The 26,496-nt window shown below is 71.6% G+C and carries 22 protein-coding genes and 1 tRNA gene; 14 read left to right on the top strand and 9 right to left on the bottom strand.

Annotation, left to right across the window (positions count from 1 at the left end):
- Window positions 1-136 precede the first annotated feature (136 nt).
- From OG897_RS03905 to OG897_RS03885, 5 genes are all read left to right on the top strand, one after another.
- A complete protein-coding gene (locus OG897_RS03905) occupies window positions 137-631 on the top strand; it encodes a hypothetical protein (protein ID WP_266652907.1) in 495 nt (164 codons plus the stop codon).
- Between the two features lie 197 nt (window positions 632-828).
- Window positions 829-1,725, top strand: coding sequence for a hypothetical protein (locus tag OG897_RS03900; RefSeq protein ID WP_266652905.1), 897 nt, complete (start codon window positions 829-831; stop codon window positions 1,723-1,725).
- Window positions 1,726-2,146: 421 nt separating this feature from the next.
- Window positions 2,147-3,115, top strand: a complete 969-nt coding sequence (locus OG897_RS03895; protein WP_266652903.1) for a hypothetical protein — start codon at window positions 2,147-2,149, stop codon at window positions 3,113-3,115.
- On the top strand, window positions 3,105-4,685 hold the full coding sequence (locus OG897_RS03890) for a hypothetical protein (RefSeq protein WP_266652901.1): 1,581 nt from the start codon (window positions 3,105-3,107) through the stop codon (window positions 4,683-4,685). The genes OG897_RS03895 and OG897_RS03890 overlap by 11 nt, the downstream gene beginning before the upstream one ends.
- Before the next feature lie 139 nt (window positions 4,686-4,824).
- Window positions 4,825-4,897 (top strand) — tRNA-Arg (locus tag OG897_RS03885).
- A gap of 71 nt (window positions 4,898-4,968) precedes the next feature.
- Here OG897_RS03885 and OG897_RS03880 read toward each other — a convergent pair.
- The 3 genes from OG897_RS03880 to OG897_RS03870 all read right to left on the bottom strand — a co-directional run bounded on the left by OG897_RS03880 (window position 4,969) and on the right by OG897_RS03870 (window position 7,587).
- Window positions 4,969-5,421: a hypothetical protein gene (locus OG897_RS03880; RefSeq protein ID WP_266652899.1), complete on the bottom strand. Its 453-nt coding sequence runs from the start codon at window positions 5,419-5,421 to the stop codon at window positions 4,969-4,971.
- A gap of 136 nt (window positions 5,422-5,557) precedes the next feature.
- On the bottom strand, window positions 5,558-7,117 hold the full coding sequence (locus tag OG897_RS03875) for a DEAD/DEAH box helicase (RefSeq protein ID WP_266652897.1): 1,560 nt from the start codon (window positions 7,115-7,117) through the stop codon (window positions 5,558-5,560).
- 266 nt (window positions 7,118-7,383) lie between these two features.
- Entirely contained in the window at window positions 7,384-7,587 is a 204-nt protein-coding gene (locus tag OG897_RS03870; RefSeq protein ID WP_189825182.1) for a cold-shock protein, read from the bottom strand.
- A gap of 305 nt (window positions 7,588-7,892) precedes the next feature.
- Between OG897_RS03870 and OG897_RS03865 the strand changes: the two genes are divergently transcribed.
- A complete protein-coding gene (locus OG897_RS03865; protein ID WP_266652892.1) occupies window positions 7,893-9,662 on the top strand; it encodes a DUF4855 domain-containing protein in 1,770 nt (589 codons plus the stop codon).
- Window positions 9,652-9,927: a hypothetical protein gene (locus tag OG897_RS03860; RefSeq protein WP_266652890.1), complete on the top strand. Its 276-nt coding sequence runs from the start codon at window positions 9,652-9,654 to the stop codon at window positions 9,925-9,927. Before OG897_RS03865 ends, OG897_RS03860 begins: the two co-directional genes overlap by 11 nt.
- Before the next feature lie 208 nt (window positions 9,928-10,135).
- Here OG897_RS03860 and OG897_RS03855 read toward each other — a convergent pair whose 3' ends face one another.
- Window positions 10,136-12,745, bottom strand: a complete 2,610-nt coding sequence (locus OG897_RS03855) for a D-alanyl-D-alanine carboxypeptidase (protein ID WP_266652888.1) — start codon at window positions 12,743-12,745, stop codon at window positions 10,136-10,138.
- A 204-nt stretch (window positions 12,746-12,949) separates the two neighbouring features.
- Here OG897_RS03855 and OG897_RS03850 point away from each other — a divergent pair, with 204 nt between their 5' ends.
- The 3 genes from OG897_RS03850 (at window position 12,950) to OG897_RS03840 (ending at window position 15,443) form a co-directional block, all read left to right on the top strand.
- A complete protein-coding gene (locus OG897_RS03850) occupies window positions 12,950-13,711 on the top strand; it encodes a GPP34 family phosphoprotein (RefSeq protein WP_266652886.1) in 762 nt (253 codons plus the stop codon).
- Window positions 13,712-14,071: 360 nt separating this feature from the next.
- Entirely contained in the window at window positions 14,072-14,932 is an 861-nt protein-coding gene (locus OG897_RS03845; RefSeq protein ID WP_266652884.1) for a helix-turn-helix transcriptional regulator, read from the top strand.
- A gap of 301 nt (window positions 14,933-15,233) precedes the next feature.
- Entirely contained in the window at window positions 15,234-15,443 is a 210-nt protein-coding gene (locus tag OG897_RS03840) for a DUF397 domain-containing protein (RefSeq protein ID WP_266652882.1), read from the top strand.
- A 112-nt stretch (window positions 15,444-15,555) separates the two neighbouring features.
- Here OG897_RS03840 and OG897_RS03835 read toward each other — a convergent pair whose 3' ends face one another.
- The gene (locus OG897_RS03835) at window positions 15,556-16,395 is read right to left on the bottom strand and encodes a hypothetical protein (RefSeq protein ID WP_266652880.1); all 840 of its coding nucleotides are present in this window, start codon (window positions 16,393-16,395) and stop codon (window positions 15,556-15,558) included.
- An 80-nt stretch (window positions 16,396-16,475) separates the two neighbouring features.
- On the opposite strand from OG897_RS03835, the gene OG897_RS03830 reads away from it, so the two are divergent.
- The gene (locus tag OG897_RS03830) at window positions 16,476-17,261 is read left to right on the top strand and encodes an SDR family oxidoreductase (RefSeq protein WP_266652878.1); all 786 of its coding nucleotides are present in this window, start codon (window positions 16,476-16,478) and stop codon (window positions 17,259-17,261) included.
- Between the two features lie 149 nt (window positions 17,262-17,410).
- On the opposite strand, the gene OG897_RS03825 is transcribed toward OG897_RS03830, so the two are convergent.
- From OG897_RS03825 to OG897_RS03815, 3 genes are all read right to left on the bottom strand, one after another.
- Window positions 17,411-18,883 (bottom strand): flotillin family protein, encoded by a 1,473-nt coding sequence (locus OG897_RS03825; RefSeq protein WP_266652876.1) that lies wholly within the window; start codon window positions 18,881-18,883, stop codon window positions 17,411-17,413.
- A gap of 183 nt (window positions 18,884-19,066) precedes the next feature.
- Complete coding sequence (locus OG897_RS03820) at window positions 19,067-19,582, bottom strand: hypothetical protein (protein WP_266652874.1); 516 nt, start codon at window positions 19,580-19,582, stop codon at window positions 19,067-19,069.
- A 211-nt stretch (window positions 19,583-19,793) separates the two neighbouring features.
- Window positions 19,794-22,415: a bifunctional FO biosynthesis protein CofGH gene (locus OG897_RS03815; protein WP_266652872.1), complete on the bottom strand. Its 2,622-nt coding sequence runs from the start codon at window positions 22,413-22,415 to the stop codon at window positions 19,794-19,796.
- 89 nt (window positions 22,416-22,504) lie between these two features.
- Here OG897_RS03815 and OG897_RS03810 point away from each other — a divergent pair, with 89 nt between their 5' ends.
- Window positions 22,505-23,026 (top strand): SSI family serine proteinase inhibitor, encoded by a 522-nt coding sequence (locus OG897_RS03810; protein WP_266652870.1) that lies wholly within the window; start codon window positions 22,505-22,507, stop codon window positions 23,024-23,026.
- A 608-nt stretch (window positions 23,027-23,634) separates the two neighbouring features.
- Here the strand turns inward: OG897_RS03810 and OG897_RS03805 are convergent.
- Entirely contained in the window at window positions 23,635-24,462 is an 828-nt protein-coding gene (locus OG897_RS03805) for an LLM class F420-dependent oxidoreductase (RefSeq protein ID WP_266652868.1), read from the bottom strand.
- 127 nt (window positions 24,463-24,589) lie between these two features.
- Between OG897_RS03805 and OG897_RS03800 the strand changes: the two genes are divergently transcribed.
- On the top strand, window positions 24,590-24,925 hold the full coding sequence (locus OG897_RS03800) for a hypothetical protein (protein WP_266652866.1): 336 nt from the start codon (window positions 24,590-24,592) through the stop codon (window positions 24,923-24,925).
- 20 nt (window positions 24,926-24,945) lie between these two features.
- Window positions 24,946-26,484, top strand: a complete 1,539-nt coding sequence (locus OG897_RS03795; RefSeq protein ID WP_266652864.1) for a CehA/McbA family metallohydrolase — start codon at window positions 24,946-24,948, stop codon at window positions 26,482-26,484.
- Window positions 26,485-26,496: the final 12 nt, after the last annotated feature.

Here is a 26,496-nt window from a genome sequence, read left to right as displayed (position 1 = left end):
GCGTTCGAATTTCTGTAGCTCTATCCACTGGATTGGTCTCGCTTTTCTTTCGCATGCCCTGTTGGGCCTGCCCCTCAGTCGATACTCTCATTTCGTATTGCCGATAAAGGCAATTGCACGGAAGGAGGGGTGTCCCATGCCGTCGCACCGCGGGCTGCAGACGCTGCTGCGTCAGCTGCGGACGCTGGCCTCTCACGACGGGGCACTTCTGACGTCCGCGAAGGACCGGCTGGCCCGCGCCGAGGAGGAGATGGCCGCGGCCCGTGCCGCGTTCGAGGAGGCGAGCCTGCGGGCCGACGCCTCCCAGCAGGCGGCGGACGAGGCCGCCCGCGTCCTCCCGCACCTCGCGGCCCCTCCGCAGGCGCAGGAAGACTGCCGCGGAGCGAAACCCGCGTGGGACGGGGACAGCCACGGGACCAGAACCCTGGGCGAGGAGATCGTGGCCTTCGTCGCCGCGCACCCGGGCAGCCGGCGCCGTGCGATCGATGAGCACATCCGCACCGCGCGTTCGGACCTGAAGGCATCGGGCGTCGGCCCCGAGCTCACCCGTCTGTTCCGGGCGGGTGAGGTCATCCGCCTGGCCCACGGCCGCTACCGCATCCCCGCGCCGGGCGAAAAAGGTGATGCGTAAAAGAGAAATCCGCCTGCGCCACCGCAACCGCACACCAGTGCGGACGCGCGAGTGCCGCCGAAGCCGAAACCTTCGACGGCACGTGACACGCGCGCATTGGGGCTCACGCATCACCGCCATTCTAGGCGTGCCTGCTACTGAATGCGAGAGCCTTTCATTGAATTCGGCCCCGCGGGGCCGAGGAATTGGGGCTCACCATGGAATTCTTCTCGCACGCCGATCCCCCGCACCACCCGCATTCCGCCGCACCGCCCCCTTCTGCCCCGAAGGACCCGCCGCAGCCCGACCGGACTCAGGACCAGACACGGGAGGGCGAGCAGGGGCCCGAGCAGGGCCGGGCGCAGGAGGCGGAGCAGGAGTCTGCGGCGGAGCCGCGACGGCGGGGTGCGGGCGCGGGGAAGAGGAAGCGGCGGGCCCGCACCCTCACGGCGGCCCCGGAACCGGAAGAGCCCGGGCTGACGCTGCCCACGCCCCGCTGCAGCCCTATGCGGCAGATCCGGATGCTGACCGCGCTCGCCGCCCTCCAGCAGGAAGACCGCGCGGTCGGCGGCCGGCTGCTGGCCGCGCACGCCAAGCTCGGCGTGAACACGGTCACGGACTCCTTCGCCTTCCTCTCCGCCGTGGGCCTGACCCGGCACGGCGAAGGGGCCTGCATGCTCACCGAGGCGGGGCGGACCTTCGCCGAGCAGTGGCCGCACGACCGCACGCAGGCACGGCTGTTCCTGCGGCCGCTGATGGAGTCCCACTGGTCCGTTCCGGCCGCCGCCCAGTTCCTGGCGGGCGGCCCGCTGCCGCAGGAAGAACTCGGACGGCTCCTCCAGCAGGGGCTTCCCGGTGACTCGCTGCGCGGACGGTACCTGGTCGAGTGGCTGACCATCGCACTGCTCGTGGTCCGTGACGTACGCCTGAACATTTCCCTGCCCACCCCCGAGGAACCGTCCGGCTGGGAAGGCGAGGCCGGCGGGGAGGCCGCGACGCTGCTGGGCATGACCCGCGGCGAGGTCCAGGCGCTGCCCGCCGTCCGGTACGCGGCGTTCCTCGACGGGGTGGTGCAGACCCTGCGCACCCTGACCCCGAACCCGCCGCCCCCGTAGGCGCACCGCCCGCACCGGGAGAAGTGCCGGGCCGGCCGAGGGCCCGCCCGGCACCCCGGGGTGGCGGCTGGTGTCCGCGCCTGGACTATGGACCCGCGCGCGGAGGGTTCGATCCCCTCGCCATCCACCCTGCCACCAGCATGGCAGCCCTCGCACGGGAAGGAACAGCGGACCGTGACCGCCACAGCTGTTCGACCATCATCCTGACGCCACGTCACCACCGGGCCCCCGGTGCGGCCCTGGCCGCACCCGGTCGGCCCCTCCCGCCTGGCGGGCTCCGGCCCACCCCCACACATTGGTGCACGTATGCACCGATCTTGTGGAGGTGGGCTCATGCCCGGCACGCGAAGAACCGGCCCCGTCCCGGGCCGCCCGATTCCGGCTCCCGCCCGGCCGCCGCACCTCGCGCGGGCGGCCCGCCGTGCCCGGTGACGTCACGCTGCCCCAGGCGACGGCCGCCGTCCTGGACGTGTGGGAGGCGCTGGTGGCCTCCGGGGAGATGTCGGCGCAGAGCCTCTCGCGGTTCGGCCAGCTCCTGGGCCGGTTCGAGAGGCTCGCCACCGTCCGCGGCGCCGTTCTCCTCGCGGACGTCTCCGCGCAGATCGCCGGGCAGTTCGTGGACGCCCACGGCCGCACCCGGCACGGGCGCACCGCCCCCGCCGTACTGGCCACCCGCCATCTGCGGCGCAGCGTACTGCGGATGTTCTTCACCACCGCCCGCGAACTGTGCCTCACCGACACCGACCCCACCCACGGCCTGACCCTGCCTTCGCGCACCACCGGCGAGACACGGCCGCTCGCCGAGGACGAGGCCGTAGCCCTGCGGCGGGCCGCGGAGTTCGTCCAGCGGCCCACGAGACACGCGGCCGCCGCGGCCCTGGCGCTGGCCGGGGCGTTCAGCGGCGAGATCGGCCACATCAGGGGCCACGACCTCGACGTGCCCGGGCGGCGGGTGTGGCTGCACGGTTCCACCAAGACCGCCCCGCGTTTCAACGCCCTGGACGACTGGGGACTGCGCGTCCTCACGGCCCGCACCGCCCACCTGACGGCCGGCGCCCTCCCCGGCCAGGACCCGGGCGGCCTGCCGCTGGTGGTCTCCGCGCGGGCCGGGAGCGACGAGCAGGTCCAAGCAAGGGTGTGTGTCGCGCTGCGCGACCTCATCAAGCGCATCGGCCTGGGCGCCGACCCCGCGGTGCGGCCCGCCTCGATCACCGCGTACGCGGGCTGGGAGCACTTCACGTCCACCCATCGCATCGAATCCGTGGCCCGCCACCTCGGCATGGGCTCGCTGGACTCCGCTGCCGCCCTCATCGGGCACCGCTGGCAGCACGCCGACCCACCCGCCGCCGATGGCGGCCTCGCACAGAACAGGCACCGTCATGCCCGATGACCTCTTCGGCGACCGCATCCCGCGCGCCCAGCGCACCAGCCCCCGCCGCCGCGCCACCGAGGCAGATCTGCGGACGGTGTCCCGGCGGGTCAGGGACGTCGCCCGCTTCGCCGACCTCTACACCCTCGCCCAGATCCTTGAAACCAACCACGACCGGCCCCGCCCCGGACGGCCGCCCGCGTATCCGCCGTACGTGTACGTGCTGTTCCTGGCCCTGCGCGGCATCCACGGCTCGGCCCGCTACTGCGCCGGCGACCTCCAGGACAAAACCGTCTGGAAGAAGATCCGCAAAGGCGTCGCCCGTCACCTCGGCGAAGCGGAGGCAAACCGCCTGCCGAAGAAGGGGCCCACCCGCTACCAGTGGCAGCACGCCCAGAAGACCCTCCTCATCCCGCACCTGGCCGACCTCGGTGCGGCCTTCACCGAGCTGGCCCTCGCCCAGGCGCTGCGGCAGGGACTGCTGCCCGAGGATGAGCGGCAGCTGTGGTCGAACCCGATGCGCCACCAGCTCATCGCAGGAGACGCCACCGTCACCAAGTCACCCACCCTCGCCACCACCCCGTACACCGTCGTCGACACCACCACCGGCGAAATGCGCATGCACCGCATGGACCCCGCCTCCACCTGGCAGAAGCAAGGCGGCGGCAACCGCGAGGAAGAAGCACGACGAGACACAACCGATCCCACCAACACCACACAGCAGACTGAGGAGTTGGTGCAACAGCAGGAGGACGACACGTTCGTGCTGGGGTCGAAGTTCGTCGCGTTCTCCACCCGCCACCGCGGCTACTTCCGCCGCGTCTTCCTCGCCTACGCCCACGTCCCCCACGACCACCCCGGCGGTGAAGCAGCCGTCGCCCTCGACCTCGCCTGCACCCTCATGGACACCGCGACCGGCTGCATGGGCGTCCTCTACGACGGGGCACTGCGCGGCATACACCGCGACGTCGTCACCCGCCGCGGGAAACTCCTCATCAACAAACAGCACAAAGGCGCCCGCCCCCGCTACCTGCGCACCCTCTCCTACCCGCACTGCCGCCACGAACTGTGGTCCAAGGGCGGGCGCGTCCACGAACGGGCCCCAGTCGACGACGGCACCAGCGCGCTGATCCCGCTGCCCATCCGCAAACTGGAACGCCGACCCAACACCGACTCCTACCGCTGGTACCACGTCGTCACCATCGACTGCGTCCGCGGCCCGCACGAACACCGCGAACCCGTCGCCCAGACCACCACCCCCGGCGAACGCGACCCCGGCCAGAGCGACACCGAAACCGGCTTCCACCGCGCCGAGCACCTCCTGCAGATCCCCGACCACACCGCCACCCACCAACGCCTCTACGGCGGCCGCGACGACACCGAATCCGGGTTCTCCCAACTCGACCGGTCCCTCTTCAACCGCCGCATGATCGCCTTCGGCGCCGAAGCCCAGACCCTCGTCATCCTCGGCTTCATGCTCGCCCAGAACGCCACCAGCGCCGCCCGCTACACCGAAGACCCCACCTACAGCGACGCAGACACCGACAACACCTCCTGCAAGACGAAAACAGGAGGTCGCCGACCCATCTGAGGCCAAGCCGCCACCACCGCCCCGCCGCCTCCCTCTCATCCGCTACGCTGTCCTGGGCCGCCCTCACCAGCGGCCCAGGACCTCGCTACGAACAGGCTGGCTCGCTCCGAGTTTTCCGCCACGTTTTACGCAAGGCCCCGCCTCCGTAGCTCAGGGGATAGAGCACAGCTCTCCTAAAGCTGGTGTCGCAGGTTCGAATCCTGCCGGGGGCACAGCAAGAAGCAGCAGGCCGAAGGCCCCGCCGCCCCTACGGGCGGCGGGGCCTTCGGCGTGCGGGACGCCGTCAGGAGAACCAGACGACCAGGCGGACGTTCTCCGGGCCGTGGAGTTCGGCCAGGAGGCGCATCACCGTCCAGACCGGGGCCCAGTGCGTCGTGTCTCCGGCGGCCTCGCGGCGGGTGAGGGTGCCGTCCTCGTCCGTGGCGTCCCAGTCGGCGGCGGCCAGTTCCTGGCAGGTGATCCACGTGGTGCCGAACACGTCGGCGGGGCCGCCCCAGCGGTCGAAGCAGGCGAGGACCGGGGCGGAGGCGTCTTCGGGGAGGCCGCGGTTCTCGCTGAGGGGGTGGAAGCCGTAGTCGTTGCGTACGCCGAAGAGGCAGGCGAGGGCGTCGCGGGCGTTGCCGTTGTTGAGGTGGTCGATGTCCATCGTGGTTTCCCACACGGCGTCTTCGTCGCCGGGGCCGAAGAGGCGGGCGCCCGGATTGCTCTCGATCATTCCGTTGAAGTCGATCGACATGGCGCAAGTGTGCGGGCGGCGGGGGCGTCCCGTCGCCTCGATTTCGTACGTGTGCTTCGTACGTGTGCGAAAGGGCCGGGTCCGCCGTCGCGTGCGACTGCGGGCCCGGCCCTTCGTGTGCTCGTGTGCCGGTGCCCTACGAGGCCCTGCGCACCGCCGCGGCCTTGCGGGCGGCGGCCAGCTCCGCGCTCTCGCGGCGGCCCCGGGAGGGTGCCGGGGAGCGGCGGGCGCGCGGGGCGCGGCTGCGGGAGTCGTCCGAGGCCGGGGACGGGGCCTTCGGGGCGCGGACCGGGACGCCCGAGGGGGCCTGGGCGCCGGTGATGCGGGACAGTTCGGCGTCGCCGGAGCGGACCTGGGCGGTCTGCGGGTGGATGCCCGCCTCGCGCATCAGGCGGGAGAAGTCGCGGCGCTGGCCGGGGGTGACCAGGGTGACGACGCGTCCGGACTCCCCCGCGCGGGCGGTGCGGCCGCCTCGGTGCAGGTAGTCCTTGGGGTCGGTCGGGGGGTCGACGTTGACGACGAGGTCGAGGTTGTCGACGTGGATGCCCCGGGCGGCGACGTTGGTGGCGACGAGGACGGAGACCTCGCCGGTCTTGAAGCGGTCGAGCGTACGGGTGCGGAGCGGCTGGGACTTTCCGCCGTGCAGGGCGGCGGCGCGGACGCCGCTGGCCAGGAGGTCGGTGGTGAGGCGGTCGACCGCGTGCTTGGTGTCCAGGAACATCAGGACGCGGCCGTCGCGGGCCGCGATCTCGATGGTGGTGGCCTGCTTGTCCGCGCCGTGCACTTCGAGGACGTGGTGCTCCATCGTCGTGACCGCACCGGCGGAGGGGTCGACGGAGTGGACGACCGGGTCGGTGAGGAAGGTGCGCACCAGTTTGTCGACATTGCGGTCGAGGGTGGCGGAGAAGAGCATCGTCTGGCTGTCCTCCCTGACCTGCTGGAGAAGCTCCGTCACGTCGGGCATGAAGCCCATGTCGCCCATCTGGTCGGCCTCGTCGAGGACGGTGATGCGGACCTGGTCGAGCCGGCAGTCGCGGCGCTCGATGAGGTCCTTGAGGCGGCCGGGGGTGGCGACGACGACGTCCGCGCCGCGCCGGAGCGCGGAGGACTGGCGGCCGATGGACATGCCGCCGACGACGGTCGCGATGCTCAGGTTCACGGCCTTCGCGTACGGGGTGAGGGCGTCGGTGACCTGCTGGGCGAGCTCACGGGTCGGTACGAGGACGAGGGCCAGCGGCAGCTTGGGCTGAGCCCGGCGTCCGTAGGCGGCCGTACGGGTGAGGAGGGCCAGACCGAAGGCCAAGGTCTTGCCGGAACCCGTACGCCCACGGCCCAGGACGTCGCGTCCCGCGAGGGAGTTGGGAAGCGTGGCGGCCTGGATCGGGAAGGGGGTGGTGACGTCCTCCGCTACCAGGGCGGACTGGATGGAGGCGGGAAGGTCCAGCTCCGTGAAGGCGGTGACCGGGGGCAGGGCCGGGGTGACCGTCACCGGGAGGGCGAATTCGCCCTTCAGGGGGACGGGGCGGCGGGAGCGGCCGCCGCCGTTGCCGCCCGAGCGGTTGCTGTTCGTGCGGGTGCCGCCGCCGGTGCTTCCCGTGCGGGCGCCGCTGCGGTTTCCGTTGCCGGAGCCGCCGCCGGATTTCTTGCCCGCACTGGTGTCCCGATTTCCGCCGAAGCGGGCGTAGTTCGTACTCACTGGGAGTCCTCTCGATACCGGCACGTATCGAGGAAATCCCGGCGCGCCGCAGAGGCGGGCCGCATTTCAAGAACGAGCCGAAGTCAATCAAAGTCAAATGAAAATAAAAAGTCGGTCCAGGACGTTTCAACAACGACCGGACCGGATTCATTCCCGCTGCCCGAGACCCGATCGGGGCCCCGGCGCAAAAACGGGCTGGGACCTGCACCTAGGTGCAGGTCCCAGCCGCGCTTGTCACCGCTGATCAGGCACGAAGCCGATGATCATTAGGCGGGGACGATGTTCTCCGCCTGCGGGCCCTTCTGGCCCTGCGTGACGTCGAAGTTCACCTTCTGGCCTTCCTGGAGCTCACGGAAGCCGGAGGTGGCGATGTTCGAGTAGTGGGCGAAGACGTCGGCGCCGCCGCCGTCCTGCTCAATGAAGCCGAAGCCCTTTTCCGAGTTGAACCACTTCACGGTGCCAGTAGCCATGTCATTCTCCTTCGGGGTGAAACCCGGGGAACACACACTGTGCATGTTCCACGTCGCGCGATGATGACCCCGTCCGGGAGAAAAGCACCGGAAATACAAAAGAAAAGTGCGCCCAACGAAAACGAATGTGACGCTTCCGAGGAGAGCACTTGTAAGTCTTTTCGGGAACCACAACTGCAACTGCTAATAACCGTAGCATGCCGCGAGCATTTCGGCACGGCGAGTATTCGTGTCCGTTGCACCGTGCGGGGCGTCCGGCGAGGTGTCGGCCGGTCTGGGCGCAGTGCGGGTGGGAACCTACCCCGGTGATCACGAAGGCAACCTTCCTCGTCGCGACGACTTTGCTGGCGGCGGCCCTGGGGCCGTCGGCCCTGGAGGTTCAGCCGCCTCCCGACCCCGGCAGGCCCACCGGTTACCTCTCCCCCGCGCGGGCCGGATTCCAGCACGCGGCGCTCGTCTATCACGAGTCGCGGCGGCGGCCCGCCCACCTGGACGCGCTCGCCTCCCTCGGCTTCGACGCGTACGTGGCGCTGCGGTTCGTCGCTCCGGCGACCGGCGAGTGCACCGACTACGGGGCGACGACGCTCGCGGACTGGCGGGGGCTGCTCGACGCCTGGTTCGGCGGCGCAGGCGGCGCAGGCGGCGATGAGGGCGACCTCGCGCGGCTCGACGCGGCGGTCGGCCGGGCCGGGAAGGGCCCCTCGCAGGTCGTCGTGGCCGTGCCGTGGCCCTCGCCCGAGCAGCACGCCTTCGGGGCCGTGGAGGCGGGCGGCAGATCGCTCGACTTCCGGCGGGCGGAGGACCGTACGGCAGCCGTGGACTGGTACGCCCGTGAGGTGCGCGCACGGTTCGCCTCGGCCGGACTCCGCCACCTCCGCCTCTGGGGCCTGTACTTCATGCGCGAGGACGCGACCGGGGGCGACCCGGCGTGGCTGCCGCAGGCGACCGCAGCCGTGCACGCCCGCCGGATGCGCGCCCTGTGGATTCCGTACGCGGACGCGCCGGGCGTGGAGGAGAGCGCGCGGCTCGGCTTCGACGCGGTGGTCCTCCAGCCCTCGTACGCCTTCACCTCCCCGCTCGACGGCGGCACGACCAGCGCGTCCCGGCTGCGTTCGACGGCCCGCCGGGCGCAGCGGCTCGGGCTCGGCGTCGAGATCGAGGCGCGCAGGGGCGGCGTGGACGCGGACGGCGGGCGGCTGCTGCGGCAGTACCTCGCGGAGGGGGCGGCGCAGGGCTATCAGGGGGCGGTGTCGGCGTGGTTCATGGGGTGGGGCGACACGGTGCCGTGGCGGCCGGGGTCGCCGGTGCGGGGTCCGGTGGGCGACTACCTCGCGGGCCGCACCGTACGGGACGACGATCTGCATCCGGAGTGGGAGTGGGACGGCGGCCGCTCCGTGGCGCGGTCCTCCTTCCCGGCGCGGGACGGGCTGCGGGCGCTGCGGGTGGATCTGGAGGACGGGGCCGCGCGGACGGTCTCGCTCGTACGGGTGCGGACGCACGCGGCGGGGGGCGGGTGGCAGGACGCGGGGTGGGCGGCGGTGCGACCGCCGGAGCACATCGACCGGGAGGGGCCGTCGGTGGCGGTGCCGTTGGCCCTCCGGGGCGGGGTGGACGGGCTGGAGGTGCGGTTCGACCGGGGGGTCGGCTCTGCTGCTTCCGGCGGTTCCCGCGGCTCCGGCGGTTCCGGCGGTTCCGGTGGCTCCGTACGGATGACGGGTGATGTCCAGTGGCAGTGGCCGCCGGTGCCTGCGCGGGTCACCTCCCCCGCGCTCTACCCGGACCGGGGGCAGCGGCAGCTCACCGACGGGGTGTGGGCGGCCGGAGGGTGGGAGGCGGCGCGGAGCGTGGGGTGGTCGGGGTGGCTGGGCGAGACGCGGGTCGCCGTCGACCTCGGGCGGGTGCGGTCGCTGTCGCGGGTGGTGGTGCGGACGCACGGGGGTGGGGGGGGCGGGGGTCCAGTGGCCGGACCAGCCAGTGGCGCTGGTGTCGGAGTGCCCGGTCTCCGGTCATGCGGGGATCGGCGGGCCGCCGTGTCCGGTGACTGCGGTACGGGCCACCGGGGCCGTGCCGAGTGAGGTGACGGGCGGGGAGGGGGCGGCGCTCGGGGGTGCGGTGCGGTTCGAGGTGCCGGAGGGGGTGCGGGGGCGGTACGTGACCGTGGTGGTGGGGGTGCGGGGGTGGCTGATGCTTGACGAGGTGGAGGTGCTGGACGGGGAGGGGCGAGGGGTGGGGGTGGGTGCCCGGTACGTGGTGTCGCCGGGGGCGAGTGGGGCGGAGGAGGAGGGCGGGGCATACGGGGCGGGGGCGAAGTGCCCTCGGGAGGGCACGGGGTCGCTGTAGCGACGAAGTGCCCTCGGGGCGGCACAGGGTCGCTGTCGCGGCGAAGTCCCCTCGGGGCGGCACGAAGTTGCCCTCGGGGCGGCACGGGATCGCTGTCGCGAAGGGACGCGGGTGCCCCCTGGGCGGCAAAAGGCCCTGGTGCTCCCCCTCTTGCCGAGGGGGCGCACCAGGGCCACGTATCAGGACGGCTAACGCCCCGGAGGGCAGGTCAGCCCAGGCGTGTGAGTTTGGCGCCGAGGCCCGGTTCGGTCAGCTCGGACTGGAGGGCGACCGGTGCGCTCACCTTGCCGGGCCCCGTGCCGACCGTCACCTCGCCGACCACGTCGCCCGCCTTCGCCGCGTGCGGCACCGGCTTGCCCGGCTGGGCGCCGATCGCCAGGTCGACCTTCAGACCCGGCCAGCCGATCGCCTTGAGCTCCTTGGTCGCCACGACCGGGGTCCGGCCGCCGAGCCCGTCGTCCACGTACCCGACGACGTCGCCCTTCTTGACCACCGCGGCCGAGGTCACGATCTCCTGCGCCTTCTTGATCAGCTTCAGGCTGTCGAAGATCGCCTTGTCGAGCTTCTCGTTGAGGATCTTCCCGGTGGTCTGGTTCATCACCGCGCCGATGATCCGGCGCTCCTTGCCGTCGATGACCGTGTTCGCCGTGAACAGCAGGTTGCCGCCCGCCGGGGTGGTCGAGCCCGTCTTGATGCCGTTCACGCCCGGCTCAAGCAGGATCTTGTTGTTGTTGTAGATCTTGCCCGGCAGACCCGGGATCTCGACCTGCGGCATGTCCACGATCTTGCGGAAGATGTCGTTCTCCATCACCGCGCGACCGAGCTTGATCTGGTCGACCGGGGTGCTCACCGTGCCCTTGTCGAAGCCGCTGGAGTCGGTGTACCTGGTGTTGGTCATGCCGAGGTCCTTGGCGGCGGCGTTCATCTTCTCAAGGAACTTCTCCTCGGAACCCGCGTCCCAACGGCCCAGCAGTCGCGCCACGTTGTTGCCCGACGGGATCATGAGCATCATCAGCATCTCGCGCTGCGTGTACTCCTGACCCTTCTTGATCTGCGCGGTCGACTCGTCGCCCTTCTTGCCGTCGTCCTCGGCCGCCTGGTCCACCGTGATCTTCGGGCCGGTCTCCTTGCCCGTGATCGGGTGGTCCTTGAGGATCACGTACGCCGTCATGGCCTTCGCCATGCTCGCGATCGGCGCGGGCTTCTGCGCGCCGTCCGTGCCCATGCTGCCGACGCCGTCGACCTCGATCGCCGACTGGCCCTCGCCGGGCCACGGCATCTCGGTCTTGCCGCCGCCGAAGGTGAACGTCGGTGCCGCGCTCAGTTCCAGCTTCGCGTCCGGGAGGGGACGTACGAACTGGACCACGCCGAAGACGACCACCAGCAGCAGGACCAGCGGCGTCCAGATCTTGAACCGGCGCACGGTCGTGCGCACCGGGGTCTCCGGCGGCGCGGGCTTGTTCGTCAGCTCGGCCAGCAGGTCCAGCGGCGGCTTCGGCGGCAGCGGCTGCTGCTTCGTCCGCTCGGCCTCCGGCAGCCCCGGACCGGGCGGCGGCGGCACGGGCCGCGACTGCGACTGCCCCGCCCCCGGCTGCCCGGCGGTCTCACCGGGCCGACGCGGCGGCTTGGGACTCCGTACGTCATCGGGCTTCAGCGGTACGAACTTGCTGGTCCGCTCCGCGTCCGACTCGGCCTTGCGCCCGGTCTTGGCTCCGGACGTGCTCCCGGCGCCCTTCGGGTCCTCCGAGGGGAGCTTGAGCATGGCGGTGGGCTGGTCGACCTTCGGCCCGGTGGGCCGCATGGTCTTGAACACGGCGGTCGCCTGGTCGACGCCCTTGCCGTCGTCGGCCTTGCCGTCGTCGGCCTTGCCGTCGTCGGCGGACTCGTCCTTGTCCGCTGCCGCGTCCTTGTCCGCGTCCCCGTCTGTCGCGGCAGGTGCGGGCTTCTTCGCCGGTACGGGTGCGGGGTCGGGGTCGGCCGCCTTGGCGGAGGACTCCGAGGTGTCGCCATCGGGCTCCGCCGGGTCGTCGTCCGCCGAAGCTTCCGGATCGGGCTCCTCCGACGCGTCGCCCGCGTCGGGCTGCTCGTCCTTCGACTCGACCTTCGGGCCGGGCTTCGGGTCGGCCTTCGATGCGGCCTTCGGCTCGTCCTTCGCGGCACCCGCGTCGCCCGCGTCCGGCGCGTCAGAGGATTCCGCTTCCGCAGCGGGCTCCGGATCGGGCTCCGCCTCCGGAGCGTCCTTCGCCGCTTCCTTTTCCGCACCCTCGGCCGAGGTGTCCTCGTCGGGGTCGTCCGACGTCGCGACCCAGGCCGCCACCGCCGCACGCAGACGGGAGTCTCCCGGCTCGGGGGTCTCCCCGGAGCCTGCGGACTCCTCGGACTCCGCCGCCTCGGGCGCCTTCTCCGGCTCGGCTGAAGGCTTCTCCTCGTCCGAGGAAGCAGATTCCGCTTCCGCCTCGGCACCCGGTTCGGCGTCCGCCGTCCCGGCCGCCGCCTCCGGGAGCTCCGTGCCCCTCGGACGCGTACGGAACGTCGCCGTCGGCTGGTCCGTGCCCTCGGCCGGTGCCGGGGTGCCCTTGCCGTCGCTCCCGGGAGCGTCCTGCGACGATTTCCGCGCCGATTCCCGCGCCGACTCGTGCGTCACCTCGTCGGCACCGTCGGCCGCCACCGGGTCCGTCTCGCCCTGCGCCCTCTCGCGGAACACCGCGAGCCGGGGGTCCTTCTTGTCGCGCGCGCCGCGCGGATCGCGCGCATCGCTGTCAGCCGTCTCCCCCGACGACTTCCGCTGCTCCGACTTGCCGGGGGACTCGCCCGCCACCGATGCCTCCTCAACGCCAAAAGAGTCGTGACGGGATCTCCCCCGCCTGTCCGATCCATGGACCAGTGTCCCGCTACGGGACCCGCACCCACGTGCTAGACGAGAACGACATACCTACTGGTTCCCGTACGAAGCGCCCAGGCGCCCTCGACAGATGAATGTGAGAGGGGTCACCCTGTCATTCATCCACGCGGGGAGGCATGGATGGGCAGGAGCCGCAGAACAATCCCGGAGGAGCTTCTGCTGCTCGCTCTGGACCCGGCAACGGGTACCACAGCGCAGCCGCAGTCGCTCGACCTCGGCCTGGCCGGGGCACAGCTAGTGGAGCTGGCTCTGGCAGGACGGATAGCCCCTGACGGGGATCGTATCGCCGTGGTGATGCCACGGCCGACCGGAGATCCGACACTGGACTCCGCACTGGAACTGCTGCGCCGACGCGGCAGCCCGGTTCGGGCCGTCCACTGGATCGGTGGACCCCGACTGGGGCTCCGCCAGATCTATCTCGCGCACCTGGAGCGGTGCGGCATGGTTCATGCCGTCTCGGGCCAGATGTGCGGGGTGCTGCCGACGACTCGCTACCAAGCGACGGACACGGCAATCAGCCGGGACATCCGTGCCCGGCTGGACAGTGCGATCCGTACCGGCGTACCGCCGGACCCGCGGACCGCGGCGCTCGCCGCGCTGGCCCACGCAGTCGGGCTCGGCAAGCACCTGTATCCCGGCAACGAGGGCCGGTCGTCCAGGTCCCGTCTGCGGGACCTGATTCGGCACGACCCCATGGGCGGACTCGTGGCACACGCCGTGATGGACGTCCAGAACGGTGTGGCGGCTCAGCCGCGCCGTGCAGCACCCGGTACGTCCTCCGGCCAGGGTTCCCCTGGCGGTGGCGGTGCCGGCGTACGCCAGTCGGCGTCCGTGCCCGTGCAGCCGCACCGCGGCAGCATGGCCAGGGCCGCAGCTCACTGACGTACGAACGCACCAAGCAGCCGCACCGCACCGATCAGCTCCAACCGCACCACAGTGAAACCGCACCACAGCGAAACCGCCGCACCGACGTCCCCAAAGACCCGGTTCGGGAGCCGCAGCAAGCGCGCGGGGCAGTGGACCGGCCGTCCGGACGAGGGCCGGGCCACTGCCCCGCGCGTGCGTTCCCGAGGGGCCAAGGCCCAGGAAACACCGCCCGGGAAACACAGGAAACCGGTACGGATGCGTACACGGCGCACCACTCTGTGTTGCCATTTCCCGGCGGAACCAGCCGAGTTGGTGGCACTCTGCAAGGACCGAGCAGAGCAGATTCGCGCAGCACGCAGCCGGAGGTGCAGTCCCGTGGCGTCCCCCAACATCAACCCGACAGTCAGGCGACGTCGACTGGGCCAGGAGCTGCGTCGGCTCCGCGAGACGAAGGGCCTGACGGCGGAGGGCGTCGCCGAGCAACTGCTGGTCTCCCAGTCGAAGATCAGCCGCCTGGAGAACGGCCGCCGCAGCATCAGCCCGCGCGACGTCAGGGACTTGTGCGGCGTGTACGGGGTGGAGGATCCGAGGGTCGTCGAATCGCTGATGCAGATGGCCAAGGACTCCCGCCAGCAGGGCTGGTGGCACGCCTTCGGCGACATCCCGTACAGCGTGTACATCGGTCTGGAGACGGACGCCGAGAGCCTGCGCGTGTACGAGCCCCAGGTGATCCCCGGCCTGCTCCAGACGCCGCAGTACGTGGAGGCGGTGATCTGCGGCGCGCTGCCCGAGAGCACGCCCGAGGAGCGGGCGAAGCGGGTCGGCGTCAGGCTGCGGAGGCAGGACCGCATCGCGACGGCCGCGGTGCCGCTGCGGCTCTGGGCGGTGATCGACGAGTCGGCGCTGCGCCGGGTGGTCGGCGACCGGCATCTGATGCTGGCGCAGCTGGAGCACCTCCAGGAGCTGGCGAAGCTGCCCCACGTGACCATCCAGGTGCTGCCGTTCGACGCGGGCGCGCACACGGGGCTGAGCGGGCACTACGCGATCCTGGAGTTCCCGGAGACGACCGACTCCAGCGTGGTCTACATCGAGGGCGTCACCAGCGACCTGTACCTGGAGAAGACGGCCGACGTGCAGAAGTACACGGTGATGTACGAGCACTTGAGGGCGAAGGCGCTGAGCGCGGAGTTGTCGATGGAGTTCATCGACGGCATCGCGAAGAAGTACGCGGAGTAGGTCCGCACGGGGGCGGGGGCGGGGGCGGCTCGGGGCCGGGGCCGGGACCGGGCGCGCGGAAACGGGGCGGGGCCTGCGCACACCCTGCCCCGGCTGCCGGGCGGCGGCACCGTACACCTTCCCCCGGCGCGAGTGGAAGACCCCGCCGGTATATGCCATCAGGTCGAGTGAACGCCCGCTGTGAGCAAAGGAGTTCAGGCGTAGCGTCGATCACGCCAAGCAACACCGCTGGCAGCCAGAGCGAACGCCTCCGGTGGACGCTTGCGGCGATCGACGAACGACTGGTGGAGGCTGAAGGAACATGGCAATTCTCAAGGGCGCGACGGCCGAGTGGACGAAGTCCTCGTACTCCGGCGGCAACGGCGCGTGCGTGGAAGTGAAGTCCCCTGCGGTGCAGGCCATTGACGTACGGGACTCGAAGGCGCCCGAGGGACCCTCGATCTCCTTCGCCCCCGGCACGTGGACGTCGTTCATCACCGAGGTCGGCCAGGGATCCCTCGGACACTGCTGATCGGCCTGTCCGACGCATCAACGATCGAGCCCTCTCGACCGGCCCGCCGTCCTGGCCGAGGGGGCTCTTCCGCTGTTTTGAGCCACCCGGGCGCGTGCTCCGGCTCGTGCCGCTACCTGAGCCGGTCGACGTACCGGTCGGTCCCCACCACCGTCGGGACGAACGGCGCGACGAGTTCGACCCGCCCGAGCCCCGCCTCGGCGACCGCCTCCCCGAGTCCGCCGAAGCGCTCCTCCCACCGCTCGCGCGGGTCCTCCTCCAGGAACCAGAGCAGCGTCAGCCGGGTGTCGACACCCTCCACCTGCTTCACGTACGTCATCCGGTCGCCCGGCAGCTGTGTCGGACGGAAGACGGTGACCATCGCGGCGGACGATCCAGCGAGTTGCTTGGGGAGGTGCGAGGAGCGCAGCCAGTCGAGCAACTCCCGCCGCTGATCCGCTCCCTGAGTGTCGATCACCTCCAGTACGAGCCCCTGGTAGGGGTGGTCGAGGGCGTGGAAGTCGCGGGGGCCGGCCGCACCGTCCCGGTAGACCGTCGCCTCGTGGTCCTGGAACGACGTGAAGACGTGGGTGCGGGCCTGGTGGACGCGGCCGTCCCGGTTGAGGCGCTTGTTGATGGCGACGGTCCACTTCATGTGGTCGTCGTAGCGGCCCTCGGTGATCCAGTACGTGCTGAGGTAGCAGCCGGTGGTGACGGGGTCGGCGACGGCCGACTGGGCCGGGTAGCGCAGGAATTGGAGGTCACGGGTGGCGACCCAGCGGCGGCCCGCGTACATCCAGGGCATGGCCATCGCGCCCGCCATGTAGTGGTCGTCCTCGTACCAGCGGTTGTAGGCGTACTCCTGGCCCGGGTGGGGTTCCACCATGGTGATCAGGGCGTGGCCGGGGTGTACGCCGTAGGGGCCGACGGCCGCCAGCTCCGCGTAGGTCTCGCTTCTCGTCTCCTCGCTCATCACAGTCCCTTCCAAGTGGCTAGCGTCGGGCCTACTCTGACGGACCGTCAGGCATTCGGCCAGGGCTCGGAGGCAGTGACATGCTCATCGAAGGAAAGACGGTCGTGGTGTCCGGTGTCGGCGCGGGTCTCGGCCGCCGGGTGGCGGAAGCGGTGGTCCGGGACGGCGGGAAGGCGGTGCTGGGCGCGCGCACCGGGGCCAGCCTCGCCGCCTGCGCCGCCGAGATCGACCCGGACGGCAAACGGACGGCGTGGCTGCCGACCGACATCACGGACGAGCGGGCCTGCGAGCGGCTGGCGGCGCTCGCGGTGGAGCGGTTCGGAGGGATCGACGCGGTCGTGAACGTGGCCGCGTACGACACCTACTTCGGCGGTCTTGAGTCGGCTGACTTCGCGGTCTGGGAGCAGGTCATCGACGTGAACCTGCTGGGGACGCTGCGGATGACGCGGGCGTGCCTGCCCGCGCTCAAGGAGGGGGGCGGGGGCTCGGTGGTGATCATCGGGACGCAGTCGGCGGTGGCGGCTCCCTCGGAGGTGGAGCAGGCGGCGTACGCGGCTTCCAAGGGGGCGCTGACGTCGGCGATGTACTCGCTGGCGCGGGAGTTGGGGCGGTATCGGGTACGGGTGAACACGGTGCTGCCGGGGTGGATGTGGGGGCCGCCGGTGCAGGGGTACGTGGCGTACGCGGCGCAGGCGGAGGGGGTGCCGGAGGCGGAGGTGCGGGGTCGGCTCGATGCTCGGATGGCGTTGCCGGAGATGGCGACGGACGGGGACGTGGCGGACGCGGTGCTCTTCTTCGTGTCGGAGAGGGCGCGGGGGGTCACGGGGCAGCAGTTGTTGGTGAACGCGGGGGAACTGATGCGGTAGTTCCCGTTGGGGCGTGCGTGGACGCGCCCCTTGAGGGGCACGGTGCACAAGTTGATCGGCTTGCGGCCCTGAAGGTTCAGAAAGAGCCACAAGCCGGTCACTCATGTGTAATTGGGTGCAGTTGGGTGCAGTCGGGCGGGGACCTTCACTCAGTCTGTGATCGGAATCCGACCGTTCTCCGCACCCGCGCCCTCCGGCGGGGCCACGTCCCCGGAACCGAAACCGGAGCCGGAATCAGAACCGGGAGCCTTCGGGCCCTTCTGCGCGATCCCCTTCAGCAGTGCCGCCAGGTCCACCCCGGTGGTGGAGCTGAGCAGTTCCATGCCCTGCGCCACGTTGTCGGTGACCGTGCGCGACAGCTGCGAGGCGCCGTCCGTGGAGATCACCGTCATCTTGCCGATGGCGCTGAGCGGCTCGGACGCCTTCGCGACGACCTGCGGCAGCGCCTCCACCAGCATCTGGATGACGGCCGCGTCCCCGTACTGGGCGAACGCGTCGGCCTTCTTCCGCATGGCCTCGGCCTCCGCCGAACCCTTCGCGGCGATCGCCGCGGCCTCGGACTCACCCTCGATGCGTACGGCTGCGGCGAGCGCGGCACGGCGCAGCTTCTCGCCCTCACCGGTCAGACGGGAGCGCTCGGCGTCCGCCTCGGCCTCCTTGACCTGGCTGATCCTGCGCGCCTCGGCCTCCTGCTCGGCCTGGTAGCGGGCGGCGTCGGCGGGCTTGCGGACCTTGGTGTCGAGTTCGCGGTCGGTCAGGGCGGCCTGCCGCTGGGCGACCTTCTCCTGCTCGGAGAGGACCTCCTGCTGACGGGCGGCCTCGGCGAGCGGACCCGCCGCGTTCGCCTTCGCGGCGGCCGCTTCGGTCTCGACGCGGATCTCGGCCTGCTTGAGGTAGTAGGTCCGCTCGGCGATGGCGATTTCCTCGGCGGCCTTCAGCCGGGCCTGCTCGGAGGCCCGCTTGGCGATGGCCTCCGCGATGTCGGCCTCCTGGCGGGCGCGGGCGGCCTCGGGGCGGCCCAGGTCCTCCAGGTAGGAGCCCTCGGTGGTGATGTCGTGGATCTGGAAGGCGTCCAGGACCAGTCCCTGCCCGGAGAGGCTGGCCTCGGCCTCCTCGGCGACCTGCCCGGCGAACGCGGCCCGGTCCCGGATGATGTCCTCGACCGACATCCGGCCGACGATGGCGCGCAGTGCACCGGACAGCACTTCCTGGGTGAAGCTGTTGACCTGGCCCTGCTGCTGGAGGAAGCGCTGGGCGGCGGCCCGGATCGCGTCCTCGTTGCCGCCGACCTTGACGATGGCGACGCCTTCGAGGTTGGCCTTCACACCGCGCAGGGTGACCGCGCCGCGCACCGAGATCGGGATCTGACGGCTGGACAGGTCGAGCGTGGACTTCTGCTGCACGAACGGGACGACGAAGACCCCGCCGCCGACGACGACCTTCTGGCCGCTGTTGTCGGTGCTGATCCGGCCGGTGACCGGATCGGTGGACTTCTTGCCTCGGCGCCCGGTGATGATGAACGCTTCGCTGGGACCCGCGACCTTGTAGCGCGAGACGACGACGAGGCCGATCAGGACGAGGAGTACGACGACTCCGACGACGGCGATGACGACTGGACTCATGGGCGATCCCCCGAGATGGTTGTGCGGTCGGTTATGTCAGCCCCTCCGGCGGGACAGTTGCAGCGCCTCCGGCGGGACATTCCCAGCCCCTCCGGCGATTGAGGAGCGGGGTCCGGGGGCAGAGCCCCCGGCAGTGAGCGCACCCACGGACACACGCGCGGAGTTCGGCCCGTACTCCGCCGCTCAGCGATCGATCGGCCGCACGGACACAGAGGTCGACGACAGGCTCGCCTCGACCCACACGTCCGCGCCCCGGGCCACCGGATTCGCGCTCTTCGCCGCGTACTTCACCGGCTGCCCGCCGAGGTGGACCAGCACTTCCCCGTACCCCTCGGCCGGGATCGCGGTGACGACCGACCCGGAGGTCCCGATCAGGTCCTCGCCGCGCGGTGTCGCGTCCGTCTGGTCGCGCATCAGCACCCGGGTGAGCTTCCAGGTGAGCCAGGCGGCGACAAGCCCGGCGACGATGCCCACCCCCGTGGCGGCACCGGCGCCCAGGCCCGTCGTACCGAGCACGATCGCCCCGGCGAAGCCGAGCATCGCCGTGAATCCGGCGACGACCGGCAACGAGAGGAGACCGTCGAACAGGCCCTCCAGTGCGGAGAATCCGCCGAAGAGGCCCTCCAGTATTCCGTCGAAGACCAGCGCGAAGAGCAGCAGCGCGACGCCTGCTGTGCCGAGACCGAGAAACAAGGTCATGTGTGCCCCTTCCCCCGTGAACGCCGAATCTGCGACTTCCCTGAACTGTCTGAACCTTCGCACACGGCACTGACATTCGACATTGCCCGATCCCGGCAATCTTTACGCTTTGTTGATGCCGGGCACGCCGGAGGGTTCCCAGACGCCCCGGGCACGGCGAAGGGCGCCGCCGCACCAGCGACGACGCCCCTGCCCGAGCCGTGGTTCCGGGTCAGTCCCCCAGCACCGGAAGCAGTTCCGGAAGATGACCGTCCGAGGCGTGCGCGGCGTCGACGCGCTCCTGCGGCACCTCTCCGTACAGCGTCGTACGCGGTTTCGACGGGCGGCCCGCCGCGTCCGCGATGGCGATCAGGTCCTGGATGGAGCGGTACGAGCCGTAACTCGAACCGGCCATGCGGGAGATCGTCTCCTCCATCAGCGTCCCGCCGAGGTCGTTCGCCCCCGAGCGCAGCATCTCCGCCGCGCCCTCCGCACCCAGCTTCACCCAACTCGTCTGGATGTTGGTGATGTACGGGTGGAGCAGGAGGCGGGCCATGGCGGTGACGGCCCGGTTGTCGCGGACCGTCGGGCCGGGGCGGGCGATCCCGGCCAGGTAGACGGGCGCGTTGGTGTGGATGAAGGGCAGCGTCACGAACTCCGTGAAGCCACCCGTCTCCTGCTGGATGCGGGCCAGCGTGCGCAGGTGGCCGAGCCAGTGGCGGGGCTGGTCCACGTGCCCGTACATCATCGTGGACGAGGAGCGGAGTCCCACCTCGTGCGCCGTCTTGATGACGTCGATCCACTCGGCGGTCGGCAGCTTGCCCTTGGTGAGGATCCACCGGACCTCGTCGTCCAGGATCTCGGCGGCGGTGCCGGGGATGGAGCCGAGTCCCGCCTCCTTGGCGGCGGTCAGCCACTCGCGGAAGGAAAGCCCGGTGCGGGTCGCCCCGTTGACGACCTCCATCGGAGAGAAGGCGTGCACGTGCATGCCCGGCACGCGTTCCCGTACCGCCTTCGCGATGTCGAAGTACGCCGTGCCCGGCAGGTCCGGGTGGATGCCGCCCTGCATGCAGACCTCGACCGCGCCGACGTCCCACGCCTGGGCGGCCCGGTCGGCGACCTGGTCGAGCGAGAGGGTGTAGGCGTCGGCGTCGGTGCGGCGCTGGGCGAAGGCGCAGAAGCGGCAGCCGGTGTAGCAGACATTGGTGAAGTTGATGTTGCGCGTGACGATGTACGTGACGTCGTCGCCGACCACGTCGCGGCGCAGGGTGTCGGCGATGCGGCACAGCTCGTCGAGGGCGGGCCCGTCGGCGTGGAGGAGCGCGAGGGCCTGAGCGTCCGTCAACTTCGTCGGGTCCGCTGCCGCTTGGGAGAGGGCGGCCTTCAGCTCGCCGTCGATGCGGGTCAGGTCGCCCGACATCGGGGACGGCACCATGCCGGGCGCGGCGGCCTCGCGCAGGGCCTCCCAGTCGCCGTACACCGCGTCGAAGTCGTTGCGGCGGTCGCCGGTGCGGCCGGTGGTGTCGATGGTGCGGTGGAGGTCCGTGCGGCCGGTGGAGGACGCGGTGAACGTCTCGTCGGGCTCCTGCCAGGGGGTGCCGACGGGCTTCACGTCCGTACGGGCGAGACCTGTCTCAGGGTCGGCGAGGGCGGCGACGTGGGGGACGATGCGGGGGTCGAGCCAGGGCTCGCCGCGCTGGATGAACTCCGGGTAGACGGTGAGGCGTTCGCGGAGGTCGAAGCCCGACTCGGCCGTCTTCGCGGCGAGTTCGTCGATGTGCGGCCAGGGGCGCTCGGGGTTGACGTGGTCGGGGGTCAGCGGAGAGACCCCGCCCCAGTCGTCGATGCCCGCGCCCACGATCAGGGCGTACTCCTCGTCGACGAGGTTCGGCGGGGCCTGGATGCGGGCGGACGGGCCGAGGATGTGGCGGGCGACGGCGATGGTGGCCGCGAGTTCTTCGAGCTCGGCGTCCGGCATCCTGCCCATGGCCGTGTCCGGCTTGGCGCGGAAGTTCTGGACGATCACTTCCTGGATGCCGTGGTAGGCGCGGGCGGTCTTGCGCAGCGCGAAGAGGGAGTCCGCGCGCTCCTCGAAGTCCTCGCCGATGCCGATCAGGATGCCGGTGGTGAAGGGGACGTTGGAGCGGCCCGCGTCTTCGAGCGCGCGCAGGCGGACGGCGGGCTCCTTGTCCGGGGAGCCGTAGTGCGGCCCGCCGGGCTCGCTCCACAGGCGGGTCGCCGTGGTCTCCAGCATCATGCCCATGGAGGGTGCGACGGGCTTCAGGCGCTGGAGTTCGGTCCAGGTCATGACACCCGGGTTGAGGTGCGGGAGGAGGCCCGTCTCTTCCAGTACGCGGATCGCCATGGCGCGGACGTAGGCGAGGGTGTCGTCGTAGCCCTCCGCCTCCAGCCACTCGCGGGCCTCCGGCCAGCGCTCCTCGGGGCGGTCGCCGAGCGTGAACAGGGCCTCTTTGCAGCCCATCTCGGCGCCCTGGCGCGCGATGTCGAGGACCTCGTCGGGGGACAGGTACATGCCGTGACCGGCGCGGCGGAGCTTGCCGGGGACGGTGACGAAGGTGCAGTAGTGGCACTTGTCGCGGCAGAGGCGGGTGAGGGGGATGAAGACCTTTTTGGAGTACGTGATGACGCCGGGGCGACCGGCGGCCGCCAGCCCGGCGTCGCGCACGCGGGCGGCGGAGGCGGAGAGGTCCTTCAGGTTCTCGCCGCGCGCCTGAAGGAGGACGGCGGCCTCGGTGACGTCGAGGGCAACGCCGTCACGGGCGCGTTTGAGGGCACGCCGCATCGCGTTGTCCGTGGGACCTTGGCTGGTGGGCTGCGCTGCGGAGCTGGTCATCCCCCGAGGATACGTTCGACGCGTACGTGACATCCGGGGCGTGGGGGCGTTAGACGGGGCACATCTCCGCCGTCCTTCAGGAGCCCCGCATGTCACGCCGATTCGTCGCTTCCGTGCTTCCTCTGCTCGCCGTGCTCGGGGGGACCGCGCCCGCGCAGGCCGAACCGCCCACCGGTGAGGACCGTCTCGTCGTGTCGGTCTCGCGGTCCGGGAACCCCGAGCACGACGGCACGTGGGAGCTGACCTGTCATCCGGCGGGCGGCAGTCACCCGTGGCCGCAGCTCGCCTGCGACCACCTGGACGAGGTGACCGTGTGGGGCGAGGATCCGTTCGCCCCGGTGCCGGACGACGCGCTCTGCACGGAGCAGTACGGGGGGCCGGCGGTGGGGCGGATCAGGGGGACGTGGGCGGGGCGGGCGGTGGATGCCCGGTTCTCGCGGACGAACGGGTGTGAGATCGGGCGGTGGGATGCGATGGGGGCGGTGCTGATGCCTGCGGAGGGGGTGGGGGCTTTCCACGGGATGCCGGTGGTGTACCGGGACGCGGGGCCGCACGGGCCGATGCCCGCCATCCCTCTGTCCCTCCACGCCGAACCGGGGCTGGCCCCCTGACGCCGCCTCCACCTCACCCCTCCGGACAGGGGGCCCGCCCCTCGCTCCCCCACCCTCCCGGGGCGGGGGGCCTCCTCCGCCCAGCCTCCCTGGGCGGTGCCTTTGCCTAGCCTCCCTGGGCGGTGGCGCCACCCCCTTCGCCTCCGCCCAGCCCCCTTGGGCGGCGGGGCTTCCGCCTAGCCTCCTTGGGCGGCGGGGCTTCCGCCTAGCCTCCTTGGGCGGCGGGGCCGCCCCCCGGGGGCGGGACGGGCGGGCAAGGGGGCGGCCCCCCTCGCTCCGGGCCCACCCCGGAGCCGCCCCGCCGTTACCCCGCCCGATGGGTGCGCCGCACCCCGGTGCGCCTGCGGCGGGCTGCCCCAGACCCTTCCCCAAGCTCTCAACTTCGTTCGAGCAGGGGAGACCCCATCCTTCACCTAAACTCGCGAGGCTTGGGGTGGGGATGTGCGGGTGCGTGGGGGCTGGGCGCGCAGTTCCCCGCGCCCCTAAGGGGGCACGTCCCGCCCGACCCCAGCGGAGCCGGGAGCGCACCTGCGGCGGAGCCGCACAGTGACACAGCCCCGCGCCCCTAACGGGGCGCCCCCAGCCCCAGCGGGAAGGGAGCGCCGAGGTCACACGTACTGGGCGTACTCGTCCAGTACCCCCAGCACCTCCCCCTCCCCCGCCGGAGGCAACTGCACCACCACCTCCTCCACCCCCAACTCCCCGTACCGCCCCAGCTTCCCCCCACTCGGCAGCACCGCGTACGGCACCACCTGAAGCCCCTTCGGGTCCCGTCCCGCCTCCTCCCACACCCTCCGCAGCACCGGGATCGCCTCGCCCAGCCCCCGGCCCCCGATCGGCATCCACCCGTCCGCGTACGCCGCGACGTCCGCGAAGAGCCTCGGTCCCGCCGCCCCGCCCAGCAGGATGCGCGGCGCCCCGCCCCCCGGCTTCGGGTGCGCCTCACTCGCCCGGACCGAGCCGAACTCCCCCTCGTACGCCGTCGGTTCCGGTGCCCACAGCGCCCGCATCAGCCCGACCCTGTCCCGCCCCAGCGCCCTCCGCGTCCGCCACTCCACCCCGTGGTCCGCCGCCTCCTCCTTGTTCCACCCGAAGCCCAGGCCCAGCGTGAAACGGCCCCCCGAGAGGTGGTCCAGCGTCGCCACCTGCTTCGCGAGGCCGATCGGGTCGTGCTGGGCGACGAGAGTGACTCCCGTACCGAGCCCCAGCCGCTCCGTCACCGCCGCCGCCTGCCCCAGCGCGACGAACGGGTCGAGCGTGCGCCCGTATTCGCGCGGCAGGTCCCCGCCCGCCGGGTACGCCGTCTCCCGGCCCACTGGAATGTGCGTGTGCTCCGGGAGGTAGAGCCCGGCGAACCCCCGCTCCTCCAGCTCCCGCGCCAGACGCACCGGCGTGATCGTCTCGTCGGTCAGGAAGATCGTGGCCGAAACCCGCATACAAACTCCTCGGTCGGGAACCTGGTAGCCGCCTCACGCTACGGCGTACGGTTCCGAAAGCCGAGGGTCCGCAGGGCTCCGGTCCAGCCGGTCCGCATCCGGCCCACACGGGGAAAGGCGCCCCACCATGCGCATCAGCACCAGGACCACCACCACCTTCCTCCTCGCGGGCACCCTCTTCCTGGGCGCGCCCGCGCTCTCCCTCTCCACGGCCGCAGCCGCACCCCGCAGCACCACGGCGACGGTCTCCACCTCCCACGTCCCCTCCGCCACAGCGGTCGCCACGGGTGAGCAGGCGCAGACCGTGCACGCCGCCGAATCCCGGCCCAAGCCGAAGAAGAAAAAGAAGAGCACGAAGGGGAAGCTGGGCAAGCTCATCGGGATCGTCGTCGGCGTGGTCGTCGTGATCCTGATCGTGCTCGTCATCCTCTATCTGGTACGCCGCAACCGCCGCGCCACCTGAGCCGGGCACCCTCCTCACCCATGACGGAAACAGAGCCAAGGACCAGCCGCCGCGCGCTCTTCACCGCCGGTGCCGCAGCCGTCCTCACCCTCGCCCCCGTGAGCTTCGCGAGAGCGGCGGGAGAGGGTGGGGCTCCGGGGCCGCCAGGGCTGCTGGGGCCGTCGGGGGCGACGGGGGCGACGGAGGTGCTGACGCGGACCGTCACAGGGACGCTTCCGCCCGGTGCGCCCGACTTCGTGCATCTGCCCGTGCAAGTACCGCGTGGAATCAGGGAGTTGCGCGTCTCGTACGCGTACGAGCGGCCTGCCCCGCCCCCCGGCACGCCCGGCAACGCCCTCGACATCGGCATCTTCGACGAGCGCGGCACCGCCCTCGGCGGGCGGGGGTTCCGGGGGTGGTCGGGCGGGGCCCGTACGGAATTCTTCCTGCGGGGGGACGAAGCGACGCCCGGGTATCTTCCCGGGCCCGTCCGGCCCGGCACCTGGCACATCGCCCTCGCGCCGTACACCGTCGCGCCCCAGGGGCTGCCGTACAGCGTGACCATCACCCTCACCCCGGGGCCCACCGCACCCACCCCCCGCCCGGTCCATCCGCCCTCCCGGGCCGAGGGGCGCGGCCGGGCCTGGTACCGGGGGGACTGTCATCTGCACTCCGTCCACTCGGACGGACGCCGCACCCCCGCCGAGATCGCCGCTCTCGCACGTGCGGCCGGGCTGGACTTCATCACCACGACCGAGCACAACACACCGTCCTCGCACGCCCATTGGGGTGGGCTGTGGGGCGACGACCTGCTCATCCTCACCGGTGAGGAGGCCACCACCCGCAATGGTCACGTGCTGGCCCTGGGGACCGACCCGGGGACCCACACCGACTGGCGTTACCGGGCCCGCGACCAGCGCTTCCCGCGTTTCGCCCGCGAGATCCGCAAGGCGGGCGGGATCGTCGTACCCGCCCATCCGCACGCCAACTGCCTGGGGTGCGGCTGGCAGTTCGGGTTCGGTGACGCCGACGCGGTGGAGGTGTGGAACGGGCCGTACACCCCGGACGACGAAGTCTCCGTGCAGATGTGGGACAAGTCCCTCATGCACGGGGGGCGTTGGACTCCGGCCATGGGCAACAGCGACGCCCATCGCGACCCCGACCGGGTCGGGCATCCGCAGACCGTCGTCCTCGCCGACGACCTGTCCCGCGAGGCGCTGCTCGCCGGTATCCGGGCCGGGCGTTCGTACGTCGCCGAGTCCTCGGCGGTCTCCCTCGGGCTCACCGTCGCCGACTCCCGGGGGCGCACCGCCACCCTGGGCGGGCGGCTCACCGCCCCGGCCGCCTCCCCCGTCACCGTACGGCTGACGGTCACGGGCGCGGCCCCCGACTGCACCACCCATCTGGTCACCGACCAGGGGACCGTACGGACGGGGCCGTCCGGCGGCCTGGAGTGGGCGACCACGACCTCGTACGCCTCCTACGTGCGGGCGGAGGTCCGCCGCCCCCCGGCCGTCCCCGGGCTGCCCGGTGCGCTCGTCGCGCTCAGCAACCCGGTGTTCCTGCGGACGGCCGGATGAGGATTCCTCGTG

It is taken from the genome of Streptomyces sp. NBC_00237, assembly GCF_026342435.1.
Taxonomy (GTDB): domain Bacteria; phylum Actinomycetota; class Actinomycetes; order Streptomycetales; family Streptomycetaceae; genus Streptomyces.
This window is presented reverse-complemented; position numbering and strand designations above follow the sequence as displayed.

Excerpts from the sequence above, each read along its gene's own strand:
- OG897_RS03795 (WP_266652864.1), top strand. The coding sequence starts at position 24,946 with ATGACGGAAACAGAGCCAAGGACCAGCCGCCGCGCGCTCTTCACCGCC.
- OG897_RS03825 (WP_266652876.1), bottom strand. The coding sequence starts at position 18,883 with ATGAGTCCAGTCGTCATCGCCGTCGTCGGAGTCGTCGTACTCCTCGTC.
- OG897_RS03805 (WP_266652868.1), bottom strand. The coding sequence starts at position 24,462 with ATGCGGGTTTCGGCCACGATCTTCCTGACCGACGAGACGATCACGCCG.
- OG897_RS03880 (WP_266652899.1), bottom strand. The coding sequence starts at position 5,421 with ATGTCGATCGACTTCAACGGAATGATCGAGAGCAATCCGGGCGCCCGC.
- OG897_RS03870 (WP_189825182.1), bottom strand. The coding sequence starts at position 7,587 with ATGGCTACTGGCACCGTGAAGTGGTTCAACTCGGAAAAGGGCTTCGGC.
- OG897_RS03900 (WP_266652905.1), top strand. The coding sequence starts at position 829 with ATGGAATTCTTCTCGCACGCCGATCCCCCGCACCACCCGCATTCCGCC.
- OG897_RS03810 (WP_266652870.1), top strand. The coding sequence starts at position 22,505 with ATGTCACGCCGATTCGTCGCTTCCGTGCTTCCTCTGCTCGCCGTGCTC.
- OG897_RS03850 (WP_266652886.1), top strand. The coding sequence starts at position 12,950 with ATGGGCAGGAGCCGCAGAACAATCCCGGAGGAGCTTCTGCTGCTCGCT.
- OG897_RS03820 (WP_266652874.1), bottom strand. The coding sequence starts at position 19,582 with ATGACCTTGTTTCTCGGTCTCGGCACAGCAGGCGTCGCGCTGCTGCTC.
- OG897_RS03815 (WP_266652872.1), bottom strand. The coding sequence starts at position 22,415 with ATGACCAGCTCCGCAGCGCAGCCCACCAGCCAAGGTCCCACGGACAAC.
- OG897_RS03905 (WP_266652907.1), top strand. The coding sequence starts at position 137 with ATGCCGTCGCACCGCGGGCTGCAGACGCTGCTGCGTCAGCTGCGGACG.
- OG897_RS03890 (WP_266652901.1), top strand. The coding sequence starts at position 3,105 with ATGCCCGATGACCTCTTCGGCGACCGCATCCCGCGCGCCCAGCGCACC.
- OG897_RS03800 (WP_266652866.1), top strand. The coding sequence starts at position 24,590 with ATGCGCATCAGCACCAGGACCACCACCACCTTCCTCCTCGCGGGCACC.
- OG897_RS03835 (WP_266652880.1), bottom strand. The coding sequence starts at position 16,395 with ATGAGCGAGGAGACGAGAAGCGAGACCTACGCGGAGCTGGCGGCCGTC.
- OG897_RS03830 (WP_266652878.1), top strand. The coding sequence starts at position 16,476 with ATGCTCATCGAAGGAAAGACGGTCGTGGTGTCCGGTGTCGGCGCGGGT.
- OG897_RS03840 (WP_266652882.1), top strand. The coding sequence starts at position 15,234 with ATGGCAATTCTCAAGGGCGCGACGGCCGAGTGGACGAAGTCCTCGTAC.